The organism is Marinitoga okinawensis (assembly GCF_055387075.1).
On record NZ_AP042422.1, the window covers coordinates 1,887,531 to 1,908,698 of the forward strand.

Here is a 21,168-nt window from a genome sequence, read left to right on the forward strand (position 1 = left end):
AATATTAGGAATATTATCAGTATATTTTACAACATTTATATATAACACCTATTTTAATCCATAACATATATTAGAAAAATATTATGACACAATGTATTATGCTAATATATATTATAAAAATATTCTTAAAGATAATACATTATCTTCTAATACTATAAATGATTCCCTTAAATCTTATTTAAATAAAATGATAGAAGTTTGATAAATATATATTTTAGGAGGTCTTATGAATTGTTTAATTATTGGTATTATTGGAAGGATATTGATTTTAGATTTAAATTAATAATTTTTATAATCTCAATAATAATTTTGTATTTTCCGCTAAAATTATTCTATAACTTATACTTTAATCCTTTATATATAATTGAAAAATATTATGATGCAATGTATTATGCTAATATATATTATGAAAGTATTCTTGAAGAGAATACATTATCTTCTAATGTTATAAATGATTCCCTTAAAGCTTATTTAAATAAAATGATAGAAGAAAGAAAAAAGTATGTTTTAAATCCAGAAAAATCAGAAAAACTTATGAAAAAATATTATACTTTTCTTGAAAATGATGCTTCATTAGTAATGGGTACAAATACAAGCAAAAGAAATATAAATATAAAAAAAAGAAAGAATGGATATATGGTTCATATTATAAATGGAGATTTAGTATCCTATGAATTGGATTCAAAAGGAAAGATTATAAAAAAAGAAATAGATAATAATAAGATGAAAAAAATAAAATATCCAGAAAATGCTGAAATAACCTTTTATATAGTAAGAACATGGAAAGGATTAAAAATTGATTGGATTAAGTCCATTTATAACTATAACCAATAATATTTCTAAAATAGCGTGCTATTTGTTGTAAAAAACAAAAAATGATGGGAGGATGGAGAATGAAAAGTGGTATATGCTATTTTGTTGATGATGCTTGTAAACATGGTGCCTGTAAATATTTTTGCTCATTCAAAAGCTGTTGATGTAAAAGTTTTGACTGATGATGAAATGAAAAACATTATTGGTGCTGGTAGCAATAATGGTGGGGAAAATACCACTAGTAGAATTGAAAAAGAAATTACATCTATCGCTATTCTTTCTAGAAAATTCTATAATTATACAGTTAAATGTCAGGCGATGTCAGGATGGGAATCTGGAGAATCAACTTGTGGAAATATTAAAACCTCTAGGACTTATACAGGTACTATATATGGAAGTTTGTCCGTAGGTGCTGAAGCTTCTGTTAAGGATTTTTTAAAAGCTAATGTTTCTGTAAATGTCGGAAGAAGTGTTTCGGCATCATATACAAATGTATAGATTTAAAGCCTTATTTGACAGGAGCTGTTTTTGTGTTACGTCACTACAAAAATGAAACAGGAGAAATCCATATTGTTTATGATTGCAAAGAGTATCAAAATAATCAAATTGTTAAAACTTGGAGAGAAGATAGATATAAAACTTATGATGCATATGAACCTATAAAAACATTTTTAAAAGTTTTATATGAACCAGATCCTACTTCTGAATATCATCCACTAATAGAAGATCATGAAAATGCAAAGTTTAGGGTATGGAGGACTCCATGGGAAGATTAAAAAATAATTTCCTATAATTAAATTTCAGTAAATAAAATATAATTTCAAACTTGTTTAGGGTGTCCACCCTATCGAATTTATTAATAAAAAAACATTATACACAGGGGTGAAAATATGAAAAAATTAGTATTAAGTATTATTTTAATATTTTTTATAGGAAAAGTATTTTCTCATGAACTAAAGTATTTTTTTAAAGGAGTAGAACCATTAAATTTAAAACCGTTATATACCATAGCAACGGATAAAAAATATAATTTTGATGATGGATCAGATATTTCAGAAGAAAAGAATATAACTATTCCAGAAGATATTTTTTCTTCTCAATCAATGTATTGGATAATTAGCGAAGATGGAAATAAACTTTATATTTTTGAAAATGTATATACAATCCCAATTATTGAATTTTCAGATCTAAACGAAAATAAAGCATTTGTATATATTATAAATTTAAAAAATGGAGAAATGGAAAAAAGAAATATAGAAAGATTTGCACCACCCCCATTTCCAGAAGGACTTGCAGTTAGAGATATAAAAGAAAAAAATGGAAAAGTATACTTTCTTACAAATGCTGGGATAACTATTTTTGATGAAAATTTTAAAATAAAGGATTTTTATATTTTTGAGGATGTTGCAAATGATATAGATAATAATTATGAAAATGGAGAAATTATAATTCCTTACGCACATGGGGATAAAATGATGATTGATAAAAACGAAGATATTCATATTATAGATATAATTGAAAATAATAATCCAAAAATTATATATCAAAAATTATCCTCAATTGATAAAAAGGAAAATTTGTTTGGATATACAATATATGGAGTAAAAAAAGAACAAGAGATAAATAAAGAATTATCTAATACAAATAACTTAGAAGCATTTTTACTAAATAATAATGAAATACCATATTTACTGATATTTGAAGAAAATAAAAATAATCAAGAATATAATCTTTATAAGAAAATTGATAGAATAGCTTTATGGAAAATTACAGAAGATGGAATAACAGAAAAAAATAAAATTATTGATACCAGATATGCTTTCAGATATGAACAAATTATTCCTTCTGCTCAAATTATGGATAATAATTTATATTTATTAACTACTAATCCAAAAATTGGATATACAAATACAGGAAATTTATGTTTTATAAAAAAGTATGAAATTAATAATATGGGCTTAATTGAAAAAAAGGCAAAAATATTTTTAAATTTTGAAGGCAAAGAACCAGTTCAATCATATAAAATTATACCTGCCAAAATGAAGATTAGAAAAATAAATAATATGCTTTATTATTATGTATATGATAAATTTTATAAAAGATTTATCATATTTAAAGAAATAGAATAACAGGAGGCAGAGATGAAAAAAAGTTTTGTTTTATTATTAACAGTTTTTAACTTATTTATTGTTGCATATGGAGAAAATAACATTAAAAATACTTTTTTGTATTATGAAGATGCATATAAATATTATGCCTCAATTTTAAATTCAAACCATGAAATAAAAAACAAAAGCATTCTAGAAAAATATAGTGATTTTTTACCATATATATCATATGATTTTTCTTTTGGTTGGGATAAAATAAGTAAAGTGAATTTAAATACATCATCCATAAATTTTTCATGGAATGTATTTAGATCAGATTTTAGTGATAAAGCACAAATGAATAAATTAAATAAGCAAATAGCAAGTTTAAGTGAAGAAAACATAAAAGAGAAGAATATTTCATATTTTAAAAACTTATTTTATAATGCTTATTATCTTCAAAATTATATAGAATTTTTAGAAAAAGAATATAGTAAATTAAGTAATATTCCAATAACCACCAAGGTTGAAGAATTAAAAAAATATCTAACAAAAAAGAAACTAGAAATATTATTAAAAGAAAATTATGAATCATTATATAATTATAAAAATATGCTTATAAAAAATTTAAATTTAGAAATGCAGAAAGAATTTAAGCTAAGATATTCATAAAAATATTATATGTTAAAAAAATTCCAAGAAATCATAAAAAATATAGAATTAGAATGGGATAAATTTGAGAAAGAATATCAAATAGAAAAAATACAATTAGAAAGAAAAATGAAAATAATATATTACAATTTAAAAATTGAAAAGTTCCTTGAAACTTATACCAAAATGAAAAATACGAACAACCTTCCTTGAAATAAAAATCAATTTCCTGCTTTGTGCAGGAGTTTTTTTATTGACATAAAAAATAATATATGATATAATTCACTCAGTGAATGAAAAAGGAGTGGAATTATGTTTGATTTTGAAGATTATACTTTTTTTAATCCATCACCTAATTTCAGAGAATTAATGATTTTACAGATAATATCAAAAAATGAAAATGTTTCACAAGAAATGATAGCAAAAACAGTTGGTATTGTTCCATCTATGGTAAACCGGTATCTAAAGGATTTTGAAGACAAAAAATATATTATAAAAACTGGTGAAAACAGAAGAAAAATGAATTATGAAATTACTGCAGATGGTAAAAAAAGATTACAGTTTTTAACTGTATCTTTTATTAACGAAGTATCAAAAATATATTCAGAAACAAAAAAATCATTTAATAAGGTTTTGGATAAAATTGAAGATATGGGATATCAAAATATATTATTATATGGTGCAGGGGTTGTAGGTGGAATAGTATTAAAAGTATTAAATAGCGAAAATATAAATGTTATAGGTTTTATAGATGATTCTATTTCAAAACAAGGCGATAAAATCCATGGAATTAATATATATTCACCAAAAGAAGTAAAAAATATGGATTATGACATGATTATTATAGCTTCATTTAGACATTCTGAAGACATATTAAAAAATGCTAGAGAAAATGAATTATCAAATATATATATATTCAATATAGATGAAACAGGAAATGTTTCATTAGAGAAGGGGGAGTAATATGAAAATACCTTTATTTGACATGACAAGGCAATATGAATCTTTTAGAGATGAAGTTTTAAATACTTTAGATAATATATTTAAAACAGGAAAAGTGATTTTAGGCCCTCATGTTAAAACATTAGAAGAAGAACTGGCTAATTATGTAGGAACAATTTATGCTATAGGAGTAGCAAATGGTTCTGATGCTTTATTTTTATCTGTTAGGGCTTTGAATATAAGAAAGGGAGATTATGTGATTACAACTCCATATACATTTTTTGCTACAGCCAGTTGTATAACTAGAAACGGTGCAACTCCTATATTTGTTGATGTTGAAGAAAAATATTATAATCTTGACCTTGATAAGGTTGAAGAAATATTAAAAAATCATCCAGAAAAAGATAAGATAAAGGCTATTATACCTGTTCATTTATTTGGAAAAACCATAAATTTAGATAGACTTCAATATTTTAAAGAAAAATATGGAGTATATATTATAGAAGACGGTGCTCAATCTATTGGCTCAAAATGGAATGGTAAAAATGCTTTTTCTGTTGGTGATTTAAGTATTACCTCTTTCTTTCCAACAAAAAATCTTGGTGGATATGGCGATGGAGGTATGGTTTTCACTAATAATGAGGATTTAGCTAACAGAATAAGAAAGTTAAGAGTACATGGAGCTGCAAAAAAATATTATCATGACGAAGTGGGTTTTAATTCAAGACTTGATGAAGTTCAAGCTGCAATACTTAGAATTAAATTAAAACATCTTAATGAATATATAGAAAACAGAATTAATGTTGCAAAAAAATATGATGAATTGTTTAAAAAATATAATTTAACAGATTATATTGATTATCCTGAAGTTTTTGAAGATAAATCACATGTATATCATCAATACGTTATTACATTAAAAAAAGGAAATAGAGATGAATTAAGGGAATTTTTAACTAAAAAAGAAATAGGTACATCGATTTATTATCCAAAAGGTTTACACCAACAAAAGTGCTTTGAATATTTGGGATATAAGGAGGGAGATTTACCAGTAACAGAAAAAGCTACAAAATCAACTTTAGCATTACCTATATTCCCAGAATTAAGAGATTATGAAATAGAATATGTTGTAAAATCAATATATGAATATTATAAAAAGTAGGTAGATGACTATCTACTTTTTATATAGCACTATTCCATGAGTATCAATATGTTTTTTTAAATCTGGATTATCTATTTTATTATAATCAACTATATCAAAAAAATAAGGCAAATATATCTCTTCATTTAAATAAAAACTAATTTTTAATAGTAAATCACGTGTGATTTTTTTTCCTTTAATAGCAAGATCTATATCAGATCCTTTCTTATAATTTCCTATAGCTCTGCTTCCAAAAATTAAAACCTCTTCTATTTCTGGAATAGCTTTTATATAATCTATAATAATTTTTAAATGTTCTTCTTTTAAACCAAATTTCATTTCTTTAACTCCTTCAACATGTTTTCATAAAATTTATCTAACTCTGGTAAGTATATTTCTTTAATATTTTTCACTATTTCCATTGCAGTATTTTCATCATAAGTATATACTGTCAAATTTCTATCTTCTAAAGTCTTGAGCCAGTATTCACCATTATCTATAAATTCAAGTTGAAATGCAAGTTTTATAGCTTCTCTTGGACTTTTTACAAGATATCCGTTATACTCCAAAAAGTCTTTTAATACCTTCCATGATAATTCAAAAGACATTTCAAAAAATTGTATAATACCTGCTCTATCTAATTCATCCATATTTTCCATATTGATATATTTTTTTAATAACTTATATGATTTTTCAAAATTTTGAAATCTCTGTTTCCATCGAATATCTTTTTTATTCATTAAAATCTCTCCTTTATAGTTTAATATATCTATATCAGAAATAATATTCACTCATACGAAAAATTATAAAATAATGATCTTCACCAGGTGAAAATTCTAAATCCTCGAAAATTCATATTTTCGAGGATTTTCAAGGATTCTCTCGTATTATTTTTTTTAAAATACATTATCAATAGCCTTCAATATATATTATTATACCAGAAAAATAGTTCTTTAATTGTATTATAACAGATAAAATTTCTCTTATTTTTAACATTAAATTCAACAAAAATAGTTGACAGATATATGTAAAAGATATATAATAAAAATGAACAGTATATATATAATACATATAGGAGGTGAGTGACATGGCATATTATGATGATTATGGATACGGTTATGGAAGAGGAATGGGTCGCGGTAGAGGTTTTGGTAGAGGTATGGGAAGAGGTTTTGGATATGGGGCTGGATTCGGTAGAGGTTATGGAAGAGGATTCGGATATGATGCAGAATATGATGATTATTATAGACCATCAATAGAAGAAGAAAAGGCTATGCTATTAGATTATAAGAGATATCTTGAAGAAGAGTTACATTTTGTGGAAGAACGATTAAGAGATATTGATAAATATTCTCAAGGAGGTGACAGATGATGCCAGGATTTGATGGTACAGGACCAATGGGTACAGGCCCAGTAGGAAGAAGAATGGGACCATGTTCCAACCCAAATTATGTTGCTGCACCTGTTGCTCCAAGATATGGTTGGTTCAGACCATTCACAAACGCTTTCTATGGATTAAGAAGAGGTTTTGGTAGAGGATATTATGGATATGGGGCTGGATATGGAAGAGGTTTTGGTAGAGGTTTTGGCTTTGGAAGAGGTCGCGGAGCAGGATTTGGTAGAGGTTGGTGGTAAATAAATATTTAAAGAGGGTTGTTTTTCAACCCTCTTTAATATAAATTATATATAATTTATGTATATATAGTGATATAATATATATGATAATTTAAAAATAGGAGGCTGAATATGAGAATTACAATATTGAGCGGAAAAGGTGGAACGGGTAAAACAACCGTTTCTACTAATTTAGCTTATGCTCTTTCTAAAAAATACAATGTTCAATTATTAGATGTTGATGTTGAAGAACCTAATGATCATTTATTTTTTAATATAAATTTTGAAAAAGAAGAAAGTGTTGATATGCTATTACCTGTAGTAGATAATGATGCTTGTATAAAATGTGGTGAATGTGCAAAAGCATGTCAATTCGGTGCAATTTCTGTTTTTCCAACTGGAACTATGGTTTTTGAAAGTTTATGTCATGGTTGCGGTGCTTGTGCTATGGTATGTCCTGTTGATGCTATTACAGAAAAACCTAAAAGTCTTGGAAAAATAAGTTTAGGTAAAATAAATGATAATTTAAAATTTGGGATGGGTTTATTGAATATAGGAGAACCATCTGGAGTTAGAATAATAAGACAATTAAAGACACATATCGATGAACATGCTGATGTAATATTAATAGATTCTCAACCAGGAACATCATGTCCTGTTGTTGAGAGCCTAAGAAATGCAGATTTCGCAATTTTAGTTACAGAACCAACTACATTTGGATTACATGATCTTTCATTAGCTGTAGATTTGGTAAAAGAAATGAAAATCCCTGCTGGAATTATAGTCAATAGAGATACTGGCAAAACAAATATGATTGATGAATATGCAGAAAAAGAAAATGTTCCTATATTATTGAGAATTCCATTTGATAGAAATATTGCTAAATTGTATTCTGAAGGAAAAATATTTGCAGAACATTTGCCAGAATGGGAAGAAAAATTCAATAATGTCTTCGATACAATAAAGGGGATGATTAAATGAAACAATTAGCTATAGTTAGTGGAAAAGGTGGAACGGGTAAAACAACGTTAAGCTCTTCGTTTGGTGCATTATTAAATAATGCTGTTCTTGCTGATTGTGATGTTGATGCTGCAAACCTCAATCTTATGTTCAACGGTGAATTAAAAGAGAAATACGAGTATTATGGTGGGAAAAAAGCTATAATTGATCAAAATAAATGTGATAAATGTGGAATTTGTAAAAATATTTGTAGATTTGAAGCTATCACCTTTGAAAATGGTGTATATGATGTAGATACATATGCCTGTGAAGGTTGTAACGCATGCGTAATTGCTTGTCCTCAAGATGCTATCAGATTAGAAACAGCATTATCTGGAGAATATTATTATTCTTCTGTGAATGATGAGAAAGATATCGTTCATGCTAACTTAAATCCTGGTGAGGAAACATCTGGTGGATTGGTTGCAGAAGTAAGAAAATTAGCTATGAAAAAAGCTCAAGAAAAAGGTAAAGATATAGTATTAATTGATGGTGCTCCTGGAATAGGATGCCCTGCTACATCGTCTATAACAGCAACAGATTATGTGGTTATAGTAACAGAACCTACTTCTTCTGGATTACATGATTTAAAAAGAATAATTGAAACAGTTAGATATTTCAAAAGACCATTTGGTGTTGTTATAAACAAATATGATTTAAATCCTGTTGTAAGTAAAGAAATAATAAATTATTGTATAAGCGATAATATTGAAATTTTAGGAGAAATTCCCTTTGATGAAACAGTTGAAAAATCTAATCTTGAAATAAATCCAATTGTTAATTATGAGGATAGTATAGCTGCAAAAGCTATAAAAGAAATATTTGAAAAAGTAATGGAAAAACTAAAATAAATTTGGAGGTGTTAGTATGAAATTAGCAATACCATCACAGGGAAAAACTTTAGACTCTTTAAGTAATGACAGATTTGCAAGAGCAGAACTTTTTGTTATTTATGATTTAGATAAAGAAGAAATTGCAGAAATAATAGAGAATACTGCAAATGATGCTCATGGAATGGGTCCAAAGGTTTCCCAAATGTTAGCAGAAAAGGGTGTAAATGTTTTAGTTTTAGAAAGCGTGGGTAAAAATGCTTTTGAAGTATTAAACGCTGCAGGAATTGAAGTATATTTAACAAAAAAAGATACATTGGCAAATATTATTGAAAATTATAAAAATGGTAAATTAGAAAAAGTTGAAAATGCAACTCATTAAGGGGTGAAAGTATTATGAAAATAGCATTTGGCACTATAGATGGTAAAGAAATAAATGACGAACATTTTGGCCATTCCAATATATATGTTGTATACGATTATGATGGAGAAAACTTCACTAAAGTTGAAGAAATAAAAAATCCTTATGCTGAAACACATATGCATGCAAAGGTTGAGGAAATCTTAGAATTTTTAGGACATTGTAAAGTATGGGTAGGTAATTCTATGGGGAAAGGTTCAATGATTAAATTAGATAAATTGGGTTATAAACCTTTAATAGTTGAAAGTAAAACTGTTGATGATGCTTTGGAAGAAGTAAGATTTATGTTAGCAGGGGAAGTAGAATAACTTTCCAAGGAGGTGATAATATGCCATGGGTAAAAGAAAGTGAATGTGTAAAATGTAAGATATGTGTAAACGTTTGTCCTGTTGAAGGTGCAATAACACTTAAAAATGATGGTTATCCATATATAAATAATGATATATGTACAAGATGCGGCTTATGTATGGAAAAATGTCCTAAAAATGCTATAAGACCAAATTCTGAAAATCCATCTATGCGTGGAATGGGTAGAGGTCATGGAACAGGAATGGGTAGAGGCATGGGCCGTGGAATGGGTAGAGGTTTAGGAAGAAATAGGGGATATTAAAAAACTAAAAAGGGGTGATTTTTCTTGAAATTTGGAAAATTTGAAACGAAAAATCATATTTTTATGGCTCCTGTAAAAACCGCTTTAGCCACCCCCAAAACAGGATTTATCACTGAAGAACAAATTAAATATTATGAAAGAAAAGCAAAAGGGGGAGTTGGCACAATTATTTTAGAGCCAATTTCTGTATTACCTTCTGGTAAAGAACATCCAAAACAAACTATGTTGAACACAGATGAACATATTGATGGATTAAAAAAATTAGTGGATACATTACACAAATATGATACAAAACTTATTGTTCATTTAAATCATGCTGGAAGAGCTGCTAATCCGAAAACATCAGGGGAAGTTTTAGCTCCTTCCGCTATTTCCTGCCCTTCCACCGGTAAAACTCCAAAGGAATTAACACATTATCAGATAGAAGAGATAATTTATGCATTTAAAGAAAATGCTTTAAGAGCACAAAAAGCCGGTGCTGATGGTATTGAAATTCAATTTGGTCACGGTTATATTGTTCATCAATTCTATTCTAAAAGATCAAATCAAAGAACAGATGAATATGGAAAAGATAAATTTAAATTTGCAAAAGAATTATTATTAGCTCTAAAAGATGCTGTAAATATTCCAATTTCTATTAGAATTTCAGGAAATGAATTTGTAGAAAATGGGATTACCAATGAAGATTTATCAAAAATATTTGCATTAGCTGAAGAATTTGATATATCGCTTATTCATGTTGGTTGGGGTAATGCATGTGATTCTGCTCCTTGGTATTATAATCATATGTCATTACCATTAGAAGTTATGGATAACAAATTAAGAGAAATAAGAGATTTAACCTCATTACCTATTATAGCTGTTGGTAGAATGCATAAAAATGAAAGGTATAAATATTTAGTTGAAGAAAAAGTTGTGGATGGAGTAGTTTTCGGAAGGCAATTGATTATAGATCCTGACTTTCCAAACAAAATATTATCTAATTCAGATGATTATTTAAGATGTGGAAGCTGTTTGCAAGGCTGTCTTGGTAATGTTAAGGCTGGAAAACCTATTGGATGTATTGCCAACCCAGAAATTCATAAAGAATTTGTTGTAAAAACAGCTGAAAAGAAGAAAGTTGCTATTGTTGGTGGCGGACCTGCTGGATTATTTGCGGGATTATATTTAAAGAAAAAAGGGTATGATGTAACAGTATTTGAAAAGAACGATTATTTAGGTGGTCAATGGGTATTAGCTTATAAATCACCTGGTAAACTATCTATGAAAGATACATTAGATGATTTAATTAGAAAAGCAAAAAAATCTTTAAATATAAAATTAAATACTGAAGTTAATGAAAATACTTTTAAAAATGAAAAATTTGACGCAATCATTGTAGCTACTGGAGCTAAACCATTTGTTCCTCCTATAAAAGGATTGGAAAACTATATTACCGGTTTTGATTTCTTTGAGGGTAAAAAGGTTAATGGTGAAAGTGTATTAATTATAGGTGGTGGATTAATAGGTTTAGAAGTGGCTGAAGCATTAGTTAAAGAAAATAAGAAAGTGACAGTAGTTGAAGCTTTAGATTCAGTTGGAAGAGGTATGGAAATTGTTGCAAGCAAATTATTCCAAAAAAATTATGCTTCCAAAATTAGTATTTATACAAATACATTAGTAAAAGAAATAAAGGGAAAAGAAGTTATTGTACAAAATATGGAAGAAACTGAATCTCTTGGAGAATTTGATGATATTGTTATAACTACAGGAACCAAATCTGAAAATGATTTGTATGAAAAATTAAAAAATGAATTTGATAATGTTTATTTAATTGGAGACGCTATGAAAGTAGGACAAATAATAGATGCTACTCAAGAAGCATTAGAATTAGCAGAAAAGATATAATAAATAATACCCCAGCAGATAATGATCTACCGGGGTATTTTATTATTAATTGTCATTACATTTGTGCTAGAGCCTGCTCTGCAGCTACTGCAAGAGGATATACAGTTGGTGCAGCTGTTAACAATGGATGCGTTCCAATTTGCATTGTAAGTAAATCTTTTACATTAACTTCTTTTTGAATAGCTAAACTGATAATATTTATTATTTCTCCAACACTCTTTCCTCCAACAATTTGAGCACCTAACAATAAACCGCATTCTTTTGAGAAAATTAATTTCATTGTGATTTTAGAAGCATCAGCAAATTTCCCAGGATGTCTATCAACTACTTCTGCTTTACCAATTACAATATCAAAACCTTCAGCTTTAGCAACCGCTTCAGTTATACCAGCAGCCGCAAATGCTTTTCCGCCAATCATAGTTGAATAAGCATTTAATGATCCTTTATTTGTTCTCAATAATTTTAATTTGTATAAATTTGAAGCTGCAATTCTTGCATCAAAAACTGCTGCGGATGCGAGCATTAATCTGGAAGGTTTTCCAGTAAAATAATCTTTATGTTGTACACAATCACCAGCAGCAAATACATCTTTCACTGATGTTCTCATATAATCATCTGTTTCTATAAATCCCCATTCTGTAACTTTTATTCCCATTTTTTTAGCTAATTCTGTATTTGGCTTATAACCAGTTGCCATAATTACTATATCAGCTGGCAACTCTTCACCATTTTCTAAAATAACTTCTTCAACTTTTCCATTTCCCGCAATTTCTTTAACTTTTGTACTTACTAATACCTTTACATTATCACTTTCAATTTCTTTTTTTGCTATTTCACCAAAATCTGCATCAAATGAAGCAGGTAATAAGTAGTCTCTTGCTTCTATTAATGTTACATTTTTTCCGGATTTTTTTATTTCATCGGCGACTTCTACTCCAATAAACCCACCGCCTATAATCACGATATTCTCACTATTTTTAATCTTTTCTTGGACAGTTCCTAAATACTTGTAATTTTTTGGTATAGTATATACATTTTCTAAATTATGCCCTGGAATTGGTATAACAAATGGTGTTGATCCTGTTGCTATGACTAATTTTTCATATTCAAATTCTTTTCCACTTTTTGTTACTATTTTCTTTTCTTGAACATTCCCATCAACCACTTCATCAATTAATACATCGACATTGTTTGCCTTAAATTTCTCTTCTATTCCCATATAGTCTTTTTCAACAGCACCTAATGTGTGAAATATATATGGAATTCCACATGGAACCAATTCTTTCTCCAATTTTTTTACAACTAATATTTTTTTATCTTTATATAACTTTCTTGATGTCATTGCAGCAATTAATCCAGCAGCACTACCACCAATAACAATAATATCATATTTCATAATAACACCTCCATGTTATAAATTTCACGTGAATTTTATAATTAACTTCTCCATCTATATTATACCATATTTCACATATATATTTCTAAAACAGATATGTTATTTTCATTAATTTTTTATTAATAAAATTAGAGAATTAGAAATTTCTAAATTTCTAAACTACTAAGATTTATTTTATTTAAAAATATAATACTTGTTAAAATCATTATACTAACCAAACTCAAAACTATTGTAAAACCTGTAAACTTTATTACAGTCCCAATGATTAATGGAAGTATTGCAGTTACTATATTTAAAGCTCCGGAAATCCCTACATATAATGCTCTATTTTCATTTGTACTAATTTCAATTAATACGCCTTCAAAACACATTTGTCTTGCACTAAGAGTAAAACCTGTAACAAAAAATATCAAGGCATATATTATAGGAGTGGTATGACTTAAAAACAATGCTAAAAATGGTAAAATGCTACCGATAATAGTGCAATATAATAGAACTTTTTTATATCCTTTCCCATGCAATATTTTCCTCCAAAAAAAACTTGCTAAAACTATACCTATCATTTGTAATAGCAAGAAATTACCAACCATTTTATTAGCAGCGGGAAATGATTCTTTTGCTAATAAAATATAAAAGGGAATTATTATTAAGCCAAACCCTGTAAGATTACTAAATATAACATAATTTAGCAAGTTTCTATCTTTAGATAAAATAGAAGGTATATTTTTTATTATTTCCCAAAAAGACGGAAATTTTTTTGTTGCTTCTATTTCTTTTTCTTTAATAGCCCAAAAACCAAGTGAAGCTATAAATAAAGAAAAAGATGCAATTAAAAACATAGTTGAATAATTTTTTGGATACTTTAAAGCATTCAAAATATATTTTGCTAAAAATGCACTTAATAATGCAAATGAACTTCTGGAAATTTGTCTTGTACTCATAAACTTTCTTTGAATGTCTTTAGGTATGGATTTTCCTAATAAGTCAGTATAACTTACTCCTGCAAAAACTCCACTAAAGGAAAAAATAGATATAATTATAATAATTATTGTTAGCAATAATGTATTTGAAAAATGAGAAGTTAAAATTAATCCTATAGCCAATAATGAAAAAATCCTTAAATATATTCCAGTTAATAAATACGGTTTTTTTCGTTTTTTTGAAACAAGAAAACTGGCAAATAATAATTGAGCTAATAAAGGAATTCCTACATTTATGGCAGTAACAATTCCAAGAACAATTTCTCCACCACCTGCTTTTAAAATCAAAGAAGGTATTACTGTATTCATTTCAATAAAAGAACTTGCAATAGCTAAAAATACGGCATGCCAAATAAAAGCATAAAAATTTCTTTTTACGTTTTTCATACTTACCTCCCATTTATTAGCTAAGCTAATTTTTATTATATTATAACATAAATAAATCAATATTGGAATTTTCAAAAACAATTTGGATATAAAAAAACAAAATTTATTTTTATATGATATAATTAAAGTGGAGGTGGGATAATGTGGTTATTAATTTCCGATACACATGATAATATGCATAAAATGAAAGAAATTGAGAAAATTATTGAAAGAGAAAATATTACAGCAGTTTTTCATTGTGGTGATTTTGTTGCCCCATTTGTATTACCATATATAATTAAAGATAGTATAGACTTTTATGGTGTTTTTGGCAATAATGATGGCGAAAAATTATTATTAAGCGAAAAATCAAATAAAAGAATATTGCCTGGTCCACGAGAATTAAATATCAATGGATATAAGATTTTAATGATGCATGAACCATATGCTTTAAATGCCGCTGAAAAAAGTGGACTATATGATTTTGTGTTTTTTGGACACACTCATGAAATAGTAAGCAGAAAGAATGAAAATGGAACTACTATTGTTGTAAATCCTGGAGAAGGTTCAGGATGGCTTACAGGAATAGCAACTGTTGCATTAATTGACCCTGCTGATAAAGAAGTAAATATAATGAAAATATAAACAAAAAGCTCCCAAATATGGGAGCTTAAATTTTTTATGGAGCGGAAAACGGGATTCGAACCCGCGACCCCCTGCTTGGCAAGCAGGTGCTCTACCACTGAGCTATTTCCGCATGCATAGTAGGTTGGTGCGCGAGGTGGGACTTGAACCCACACGGGTAAAATCCCACTGGATTCTAAGTCCAGCGCGTCTGCCAATTCCGCCACTCGCGCGATGGCAGAGATATAAAAAACTGGTGACCCGCCTGGGACTCGAACCCAGGGCCCCTTGATTAAAAGTCAAGTGCTCTACCGCCTGAGCTAGCGGGTCACGCTCAATCCGTGTATTATTATATATTATTTTTTTTCATTTGTCAAGTTAAGAAAAGACTTTTTTATTTAAGAGAATAAAAACTTTCTTTTTCGATATATTTAATCTAAATAAAATAGGTAAAAATAGTAATTTATTATTAGTTGGTTTGGATAATTGCAATAATAAAAAAAGTTTTTACATTTACTCATTTATTAAATAAAAGTATTAACCCTGTTCCGAATAAAGCTAAATCCCCAAAAAATCCAAGAACATTAAGTTTTTCTTCATCTTTAATTATTTCATAGTTTGAATAAGATTTTTGAAATATTTTTTGATTATTTTTATTTAAAATTTCCATTGTTAGCACATAACTTATAGTATATTTTTTCGAAAAAGATATACCAGAATTATTTGTAATAATTTTTTGAGTTATATTATGAACATAGATGTTAATTATATAATCATTCATATTCGATTTTTTTGACAAAATAATTGAATTTTTCTTATTAATTAAGTTTTTTTCTACAAGATTTTTTAAGAGAATTAGATCAATATATTTATTTTTACTGGAAATAGAGATTGGATTTGTGAGAAAATAAAAATCCATCCCAAGTGGAAACATTAATGAGTAATATAGAATATCTGAATTTAAGTTTTTTACAATATCAAAAGTAGAAAATGCAAAAAACAAAAAAGCTGTAGGAGAGTATTTTAATAATGGAACACTTTTCTCTGCTATTATTGACGTCGTTGATCCTGAATATTCATTTTTATAATCCTCATAATATCTCAATGCTGAAGCTTCATTGGTTATATTTATAACAATATTTCCTTTAACTGTGTTTAATATATCATTGGATAAAACAGAAGCTATTTTTGAATATTCCTCATGCGTTATCTGGTTTATCAAATCTTCCGAAAATGAGAATATTGAAATTATCAATATAATCCCCATAATGAATTTCTTCATATATCTCTCCTCCTTTTAAATTTTATTTAATTTTATCATAAAAACATTAATTTATGTTTTCGTAATATATTTGTTGTATAACATGACAAAAAGGTCATGTGACTTTGTGGTCATAAGGAGATGATAAAATGCCTAAACAAACTTTTTTTAATCTTCCTGAAGAAAAGAGAAAAAAAATAATGGATGTTGCTCTTAATGAATTTAGTAATAATTTATACTCTAAAGTTAGCATAAATAAAATTGTAGAAAAATCCGGAATTTCAAAAGGAAGTTTTTACCAGTATTTTAGTGATAAAAAAGATCTATATAAATATATTTTAGATCAAATATTTAAATTAAAAATGGAATATTTATCTAATGCAATAAAAAGAAGAAACACAAATGACTTTTTTGAATCATTTGAAGCAATGGTTGAAGCTGGCTTTAAATTAACTTTAGATTATCCATTATATGCAAAAATAGGTCAAAATTTTATGTTGGAAAATGAGAAATTTATTACTGAAATTACAGGAGAATACTCTTCACAAGGAGAAGATTTTATTTTTTCATCATTAAAAAAAGCACAAGATAATGGTGAGATATATGAACATATTGATTTAAAAATGGTGTCTTTCTTAATTTCTAAAATATCTCTTTTCATTTTAGATTATATAAAGATAAATAATAAAAGTATGGATTATGAAAATATTAAAAATATTCTCAATGATTTTATGTTTATCATAAAAAATGGAATAAGGAGGGGGAAAAATGATAAAGATTAACAATTTAAAAAAATATTATGGAAAACATAGGGGAATTGAAGATGTTTCGTTTGAAATCAAAGAAGGAGAAATATCAGGATTAATTGGACCAAATGGTGCTGGAAAAACAACAACCATAAGAATATTAACGGGTTTTTTAAAACCTGATAGCGGCGAAGCTTTAATTGAAGGTAAAAAAATGCCATATGAAGTGGATTTAGTTAAAAAAAATATTGGTTATATTCCTGGGGAAGTAAACTTCTATGGAGATATGAAAATATCAGAATTTTTAGAATTTAATAGATCATTTTACAAAAAGATAGATAGAGAATATGAAAAAGAAATTATTGAATTATTAGGAATTGAAGTAAATAAAAAATTCAAAGCTCTATCTCTTGGGAACAAGAAAAAAGTCGCTATATTACAAGCTTTGGTTCATAAGCCTAAATATTTAATTTTAGATGAACCTACAAACGGATTAGACCCTTTAGTTCAACAAAAGTTCTATGATTTAATAAAAAGACACAAAGAAATGGGAGCAGTAATTTTATTTTCATCTCATATATTATCAGAAGTAGAAAAATTATGTGATACATTTGCAATGATTAAAGATGGAACTGTTATAAAATCAGGAACTATAGAAGGGTTAAGAGATATTTCTAAAAAAATAATAAATGTATATAATTTAAAATTCATTGATGAATTAAATAAATATAAAAATTTAAAAAATAAAAATACTACTTATACATTTGAAGTAAAAAGCACTGAATTAAAAAATTTCTTAGAAGATTTAGTAAAAACAGAATTTTCAGACATAGAGATTAAAAACCCTGCTTTAGAAGATATTTTTTTAGAGTTGTATAAATAAGGGGGTGCTGATATGAATTTAATAAAAAAAGAATTTAAGTTTAACTTAAAAAACCTTTTTATATGGATTATTGTAATTACTTTATTTAATTTAATGTTTATAAGTTTATCCGATATTATTAGCGAAGAAAATTCCCCTTTTATGAGTTTATTTAAAAAAATGCCAAAAACTTTTCTTGATGCTTTTAATATGGATCCTGAAACATTATTAAGACCTGAAGGAATGTTAGGTACAGAAGGTATGACATTTATGTTCATATTCTTTGGATTATATGCATCTATGTTAGCTAGTAAATTATTCGCAGGTGAATATGATAATAAGACAATTGAATATTTATTAATAAAGACATATTCCAGAAATGGAATATTTTTACAGAAATTTTCTGTTATTTTAATTAATGCAATAATTTTATTTTTAGTTTTTTTGGGAACTGAATTTTGGTTTTTTAATCAATATGTTGCTAGAGAGTTTAGTAATACTGTTTTATTTGCATTTGCCATTTATCTTTTAGTTATAGAATTATTTTTTGCCACTATAGCAACGTTAATTTCAACACTTATTCAAACAAGAAAATTAACTAATTCAATATCATTAGGAATATTATTTTTTATGTATTTTGGATATACAGTTACTGAAGGGGTGAAAAATACAGAACTATTAAGGAAATTAAGCATATTTTATTATATTCCAATTAGAGATACTTTAAAAAATGAAAATATATATTTATTAAATTCATTTATTATAATAATCATTGCATTTATAGTTTTCTTTGTTTCTCAGAAAATTTTTGAGAAACAGGATATAACTGTTTAGGGGGAACTGATATGTTATTAAAAAAAGAATTAAAATTTAATTACAAGCCTTTTTTAATATGGACTATTGTTTTATTATTTTTTTCTGCTATGATTGCACCATTTGTAGATGTAATAATGGAAGATGCTGCATCTCTACAAGATTTTATTAACTCAATGCCTAAATTCATGTTAAAACTTTTCAATATTAATGAAAATTTTATTACACCAGAAGGTTTTTTTAGTGCTAAAGTTATGATAATAGCGGAAATATTTGCAGCTATATTTGCTGTAATTTTAGCAGCAAATGTCTTTGTTGGTGAATTTGAATCAAAAACCATCGAATATATACTAACAAAACCTTATTCTAGAAGAAAAATATTTATGAAAAAAGTACTTGCTTTATTTATATATTACACTTTATTTGCTTTAATATTCTGTATATCTGTATTATGGTTATTTAGTATATATGTAGATTATGATTATAATTCTTCTATATTAGCTGGATTTGCATTATACTTATATGTAATTGAAATTCTTTTTGGTGCTTTAACAATATTATTTTCTGTTATATTCCAAAGTTCATTTACAACAATATCAACTACAATGGGTATTTTTTTAATAATGTTTGTTGCCGATATGTTAGGAAATGTTGGTGAAAAATATGAATGGATAAGAAACTTAACATTATTTAAATACATTCCTTTAGGAGATACTGTTAAATACTCTAAAGTTTATATAGGAAATTCTATACTTTTTATTATCCTTGGAATTATAATTACAATTATTGCAGAAAAAATCTTTGAAAGAGAAGATATATTAATTTAGGTGCTATTATAGCACCTTTCAGTTTGTAGACAAAATACAAAATAAAATATTAAAATAATATTTGCTCATCCAGTGAAAATTCGTAATCCTCAAAGTTGGAATCAAAATAAAACTCATTCAAACGCTCGATTGCTAATCTGAAAAAATTAATCATTCTCGGTTTCCGTTCAGACTCGCATCCATGCTCGGCTTCACTCAAAATCACATCCATGTGATTTTGGAAACCTACATTCATAATTTTTTCAGGCAATTTTCGAGTTTTCATTCGTTTTATTTTTGAATTCCAATAATATACATGATTTCATTCACATTTTTTCGGGAATTTCCAAGGATTCTCTCATATTATTTTTTCATATTTTATTTTGTCAACAGTCTGTTAAGTGCTATTATAGCACATTTTTTGTTTTAATGGTGTATAATACGAATAGGAGGCGATAATATGAAAAAAATTATTATTATATCATTAATTATTATGAGTGTAATTGGCTTTTCAGTAAAATCAGATATCGTTCCGCAGCATGAACAGGGATTTTTTGTTAATTTTGAGAATTTTGGATTTTCTTTTTCTGACATGGAAATGACAACAGCACCATTACTTGATATTTTAGGTGTATATAATCTTGGATTTAGATATTATATAGATAAAAATATGGTTTTAGATTTAAATGGTGGAGTAATAGATCCATTTGTTTTACCATCATATTTTGGTGAACCAAGACCTGATGATGGATATTTGTATATTTATTATTTTAATGGTTATAATCATAATAATTTTAATTTTGGAAAATTTTCACTAAAAATACATATTCAACCGTCATTATATGGAGTTATAATGCATGTCAACGAATTAGATAATAAGTCTTTTGATCTTGGATTTAATGCTGTTACTATAAGAGGATTTTCTCAGATAGGTTATTATTTAGCCGATAATTTAGAGTTATTCGGAGGTGTTGAAGGAGGATATCTGCTTTCAATAAATGTAAATCCAGATCCAAATGATCCCGACTTTGATACTTTTGTAACTAGAGCTAAAGAAAAATCACTATATTCATTAGGACGTGGAGGCATTAGATTTTATTCTGGAGATGTTTTCGGAGTAGAATTAGGCTATAGGGTTACCATAATTGATGGAATACTGAAATTTTTGCAAGGATATAATGCTACTGATTATATATATAATTATTTTAGTCTTACTTCCATTTATTCCAACCTACTAAATGAAGAAGATCCATTTAAAGATATTAATATTCCATTTATTACTACAGACTATTACTTATCTTTTACAGTTAAATTTTAAAAGG

The 21,168-nt window shown here is 27.0% G+C and carries 26 protein-coding genes and 3 tRNA genes; 21 read left to right on the top strand and 8 right to left on the bottom strand.

Annotated elements, in window-relative coordinates:
• The first annotated feature begins 231 nt into the window (after positions 1 to 231).
• The 7 genes from ACZ5CK_RS09225 (at position 232) to ACZ5CK_RS09255 (ending at position 5,652) form a co-directional block, all read left to right on the top strand.
• A complete protein-coding gene (locus ACZ5CK_RS09225) occupies positions 232 to 834 on the top strand; it encodes a hypothetical protein (RefSeq protein WP_464581522.1) in 603 nt (200 codons plus the stop codon).
• Positions 835 to 900: 66 nt separating this feature from the next.
• Complete coding sequence (locus ACZ5CK_RS09230; RefSeq protein WP_464581523.1) at positions 901 to 1,311, top strand: hypothetical protein; 411 nt, start codon at positions 901 to 903, stop codon at positions 1,309 to 1,311.
• Between the two features lie 32 nt (positions 1,312 to 1,343).
• A complete protein-coding gene (locus ACZ5CK_RS09235; protein ID WP_464581524.1) occupies positions 1,344 to 1,589 on the top strand; it encodes a hypothetical protein in 246 nt (81 codons plus the stop codon).
• Between the two features lie 114 nt (positions 1,590 to 1,703).
• Entirely contained in the window at positions 1,704 to 2,942 is a 1,239-nt protein-coding gene (locus ACZ5CK_RS09240; RefSeq protein WP_464581525.1) for a hypothetical protein, read from the top strand.
• 12 nt (positions 2,943 to 2,954) lie between these two features.
• Entirely contained in the window at positions 2,955 to 3,572 is a 618-nt protein-coding gene (locus ACZ5CK_RS09245) for a hypothetical protein (RefSeq protein ID WP_464581526.1), read from the top strand.
• Between the two features lie 291 nt (positions 3,573 to 3,863).
• Entirely contained in the window at positions 3,864 to 4,514 is a 651-nt protein-coding gene (locus tag ACZ5CK_RS09250; RefSeq protein ID WP_464581527.1) for a winged helix-turn-helix transcriptional regulator, read from the top strand.
• Position 4,515: 1 nt separating this feature from the next.
• On the top strand, positions 4,516 to 5,652 hold the full coding sequence (locus tag ACZ5CK_RS09255; RefSeq protein WP_464581528.1) for a DegT/DnrJ/EryC1/StrS family aminotransferase: 1,137 nt from the start codon (positions 4,516 to 4,518) through the stop codon (positions 5,650 to 5,652).
• 12 nt (positions 5,653 to 5,664) lie between these two features.
• Here ACZ5CK_RS09255 and ACZ5CK_RS09260 read toward each other — a convergent pair whose 3' ends face one another.
• Both ACZ5CK_RS09260 and ACZ5CK_RS09265 read right to left on the bottom strand, forming a co-directional pair.
• Positions 5,665 to 5,970, bottom strand: a complete 306-nt coding sequence (locus ACZ5CK_RS09260; protein ID WP_464581529.1) for a nucleotidyltransferase family protein — start codon at positions 5,968 to 5,970, stop codon at positions 5,665 to 5,667.
• Positions 5,967 to 6,371: a nucleotidyltransferase substrate binding protein gene (locus tag ACZ5CK_RS09265; RefSeq protein ID WP_464581530.1), complete on the bottom strand. Its 405-nt coding sequence runs from the start codon at positions 6,369 to 6,371 to the stop codon at positions 5,967 to 5,969. Before ACZ5CK_RS09265 ends, ACZ5CK_RS09260 begins: the two co-directional genes overlap by 4 nt.
• A 347-nt stretch (positions 6,372 to 6,718) precedes the next feature.
• On the opposite strand from ACZ5CK_RS09265, the gene ACZ5CK_RS09270 reads away from it, so the two are divergent.
• The 8 genes from ACZ5CK_RS09270 (at position 6,719) to ACZ5CK_RS09305 (ending at position 11,992) form a co-directional block, all read left to right on the top strand.
• The gene (locus tag ACZ5CK_RS09270; protein ID WP_464581531.1) at positions 6,719 to 7,003 is read left to right on the top strand and encodes a DUF5320 domain-containing protein; all 285 of its coding nucleotides are present in this window, start codon (positions 6,719 to 6,721) and stop codon (positions 7,001 to 7,003) included.
• A complete protein-coding gene (locus tag ACZ5CK_RS09275; RefSeq protein WP_464581532.1) occupies positions 7,000 to 7,266 on the top strand; it encodes a DUF5320 domain-containing protein in 267 nt (88 codons plus the stop codon). The genes ACZ5CK_RS09270 and ACZ5CK_RS09275 overlap by 4 nt, the downstream gene beginning before the upstream one ends.
• 111 nt (positions 7,267 to 7,377) lie before the next feature.
• Complete coding sequence (locus ACZ5CK_RS09280) at positions 7,378 to 8,226, top strand: ATP-binding protein (RefSeq protein WP_464581534.1); 849 nt, start codon at positions 7,378 to 7,380, stop codon at positions 8,224 to 8,226.
• Positions 8,223 to 9,095 (top strand): ATP-binding protein, encoded by an 873-nt coding sequence (locus tag ACZ5CK_RS09285; RefSeq protein ID WP_464581535.1) that lies wholly within the window; start codon positions 8,223 to 8,225, stop codon positions 9,093 to 9,095. The genes ACZ5CK_RS09280 and ACZ5CK_RS09285 overlap by 4 nt, the downstream gene beginning before the upstream one ends.
• A 16-nt stretch (positions 9,096 to 9,111) precedes the next feature.
• Positions 9,112 to 9,456 (top strand): NifB/NifX family molybdenum-iron cluster-binding protein, encoded by a 345-nt coding sequence (locus ACZ5CK_RS09290; protein WP_464581536.1) that lies wholly within the window; start codon positions 9,112 to 9,114, stop codon positions 9,454 to 9,456.
• 14 nt (positions 9,457 to 9,470) lie between these two features.
• Complete coding sequence (locus ACZ5CK_RS09295; protein ID WP_464581537.1) at positions 9,471 to 9,803, top strand: NifB/NifX family molybdenum-iron cluster-binding protein; 333 nt, start codon at positions 9,471 to 9,473, stop codon at positions 9,801 to 9,803.
• A 20-nt stretch (positions 9,804 to 9,823) separates the two neighbouring features.
• Positions 9,824 to 10,105, top strand: a complete 282-nt coding sequence (locus tag ACZ5CK_RS09300; RefSeq protein ID WP_464581538.1) for a 4Fe-4S binding protein — start codon at positions 9,824 to 9,826, stop codon at positions 10,103 to 10,105.
• Positions 10,106 to 10,129: 24 nt separating this feature from the next.
• Entirely contained in the window at positions 10,130 to 11,992 is a 1,863-nt protein-coding gene (locus tag ACZ5CK_RS09305) for an NAD(P)/FAD-dependent oxidoreductase (RefSeq protein ID WP_464581539.1), read from the top strand.
• Positions 11,993 to 12,047: 55 nt separating this feature from the next.
• On the opposite strand, the gene ACZ5CK_RS09310 is transcribed toward ACZ5CK_RS09305, so the two are convergent.
• Together ACZ5CK_RS09310 and ACZ5CK_RS09315 are read right to left on the bottom strand one after the other, a co-directional pair.
• Positions 12,048 to 13,388, bottom strand: a complete 1,341-nt coding sequence (locus ACZ5CK_RS09310; RefSeq protein WP_464581540.1) for an FAD-dependent oxidoreductase — start codon at positions 13,386 to 13,388, stop codon at positions 12,048 to 12,050.
• Positions 13,389 to 13,534: 146 nt separating this feature from the next.
• Entirely contained in the window at positions 13,535 to 14,755 is a 1,221-nt protein-coding gene (locus tag ACZ5CK_RS09315; protein WP_464581541.1) for an MFS transporter, read from the bottom strand.
• Positions 14,756 to 14,896: 141 nt separating this feature from the next.
• On the opposite strand from ACZ5CK_RS09315, the gene ACZ5CK_RS09320 reads away from it, so the two are divergent.
• Positions 14,897 to 15,379, top strand: coding sequence for a metallophosphoesterase (locus ACZ5CK_RS09320; protein ID WP_464581542.1), 483 nt, complete (start codon positions 14,897 to 14,899; stop codon positions 15,377 to 15,379).
• Positions 15,380 to 15,416: 37 nt separating this feature from the next.
• Here the strand turns inward: ACZ5CK_RS09320 and ACZ5CK_RS09325 are convergent.
• The 4 genes from ACZ5CK_RS09325 to ACZ5CK_RS09340 form a co-directional block, all read right to left on the bottom strand.
• A tRNA-Gly gene (locus tag ACZ5CK_RS09325) sits at positions 15,417 to 15,491 on the bottom strand.
• A gap of 13 nt (positions 15,492 to 15,504) precedes the next feature.
• Positions 15,505 to 15,591: transfer RNA gene (locus ACZ5CK_RS09330), tRNA-Leu, on the bottom strand.
• A gap of 21 nt (positions 15,592 to 15,612) precedes the next feature.
• Positions 15,613 to 15,688: transfer RNA gene (locus ACZ5CK_RS09335), tRNA-Lys, on the bottom strand.
• Between the two features lie 187 nt (positions 15,689 to 15,875).
• On the bottom strand, positions 15,876 to 16,640 hold the full coding sequence (locus ACZ5CK_RS09340; RefSeq protein ID WP_464581543.1) for a hypothetical protein: 765 nt from the start codon (positions 16,638 to 16,640) through the stop codon (positions 15,876 to 15,878).
• Between the two features lie 128 nt (positions 16,641 to 16,768).
• Between ACZ5CK_RS09340 and ACZ5CK_RS09345 the strand changes: the two genes are divergently transcribed.
• The 5 genes from ACZ5CK_RS09345 to ACZ5CK_RS09365 all read left to right on the top strand — a co-directional run bounded on the left by ACZ5CK_RS09345 (position 16,769) and on the right by ACZ5CK_RS09365 (position 21,164).
• Positions 16,769 to 17,401, top strand: a complete 633-nt coding sequence (locus tag ACZ5CK_RS09345; RefSeq protein ID WP_464581544.1) for a TetR/AcrR family transcriptional regulator — start codon at positions 16,769 to 16,771, stop codon at positions 17,399 to 17,401.
• Complete coding sequence (locus ACZ5CK_RS09350; protein ID WP_464581545.1) at positions 17,388 to 18,248, top strand: ABC transporter ATP-binding protein; 861 nt, start codon at positions 17,388 to 17,390, stop codon at positions 18,246 to 18,248. Before ACZ5CK_RS09345 ends, ACZ5CK_RS09350 begins: the two co-directional genes overlap by 14 nt.
• A 12-nt stretch (positions 18,249 to 18,260) precedes the next feature.
• Positions 18,261 to 19,061: an ABC transporter permease subunit gene (locus ACZ5CK_RS09355; RefSeq protein WP_464581546.1), complete on the top strand. Its 801-nt coding sequence runs from the start codon at positions 18,261 to 18,263 to the stop codon at positions 19,059 to 19,061.
• An 11-nt stretch (positions 19,062 to 19,072) separates the two neighbouring features.
• A complete protein-coding gene (locus tag ACZ5CK_RS09360) occupies positions 19,073 to 19,867 on the top strand; it encodes an ABC transporter permease (protein WP_464581547.1) in 795 nt (264 codons plus the stop codon).
• 439 nt (positions 19,868 to 20,306) lie between these two features.
• Positions 20,307 to 21,164: a hypothetical protein gene (locus ACZ5CK_RS09365; protein ID WP_464581548.1), complete on the top strand. Its 858-nt coding sequence runs from the start codon at positions 20,307 to 20,309 to the stop codon at positions 21,162 to 21,164.
• The last annotated feature ends 4 nt before the right edge of the window (positions 21,165 to 21,168 follow it).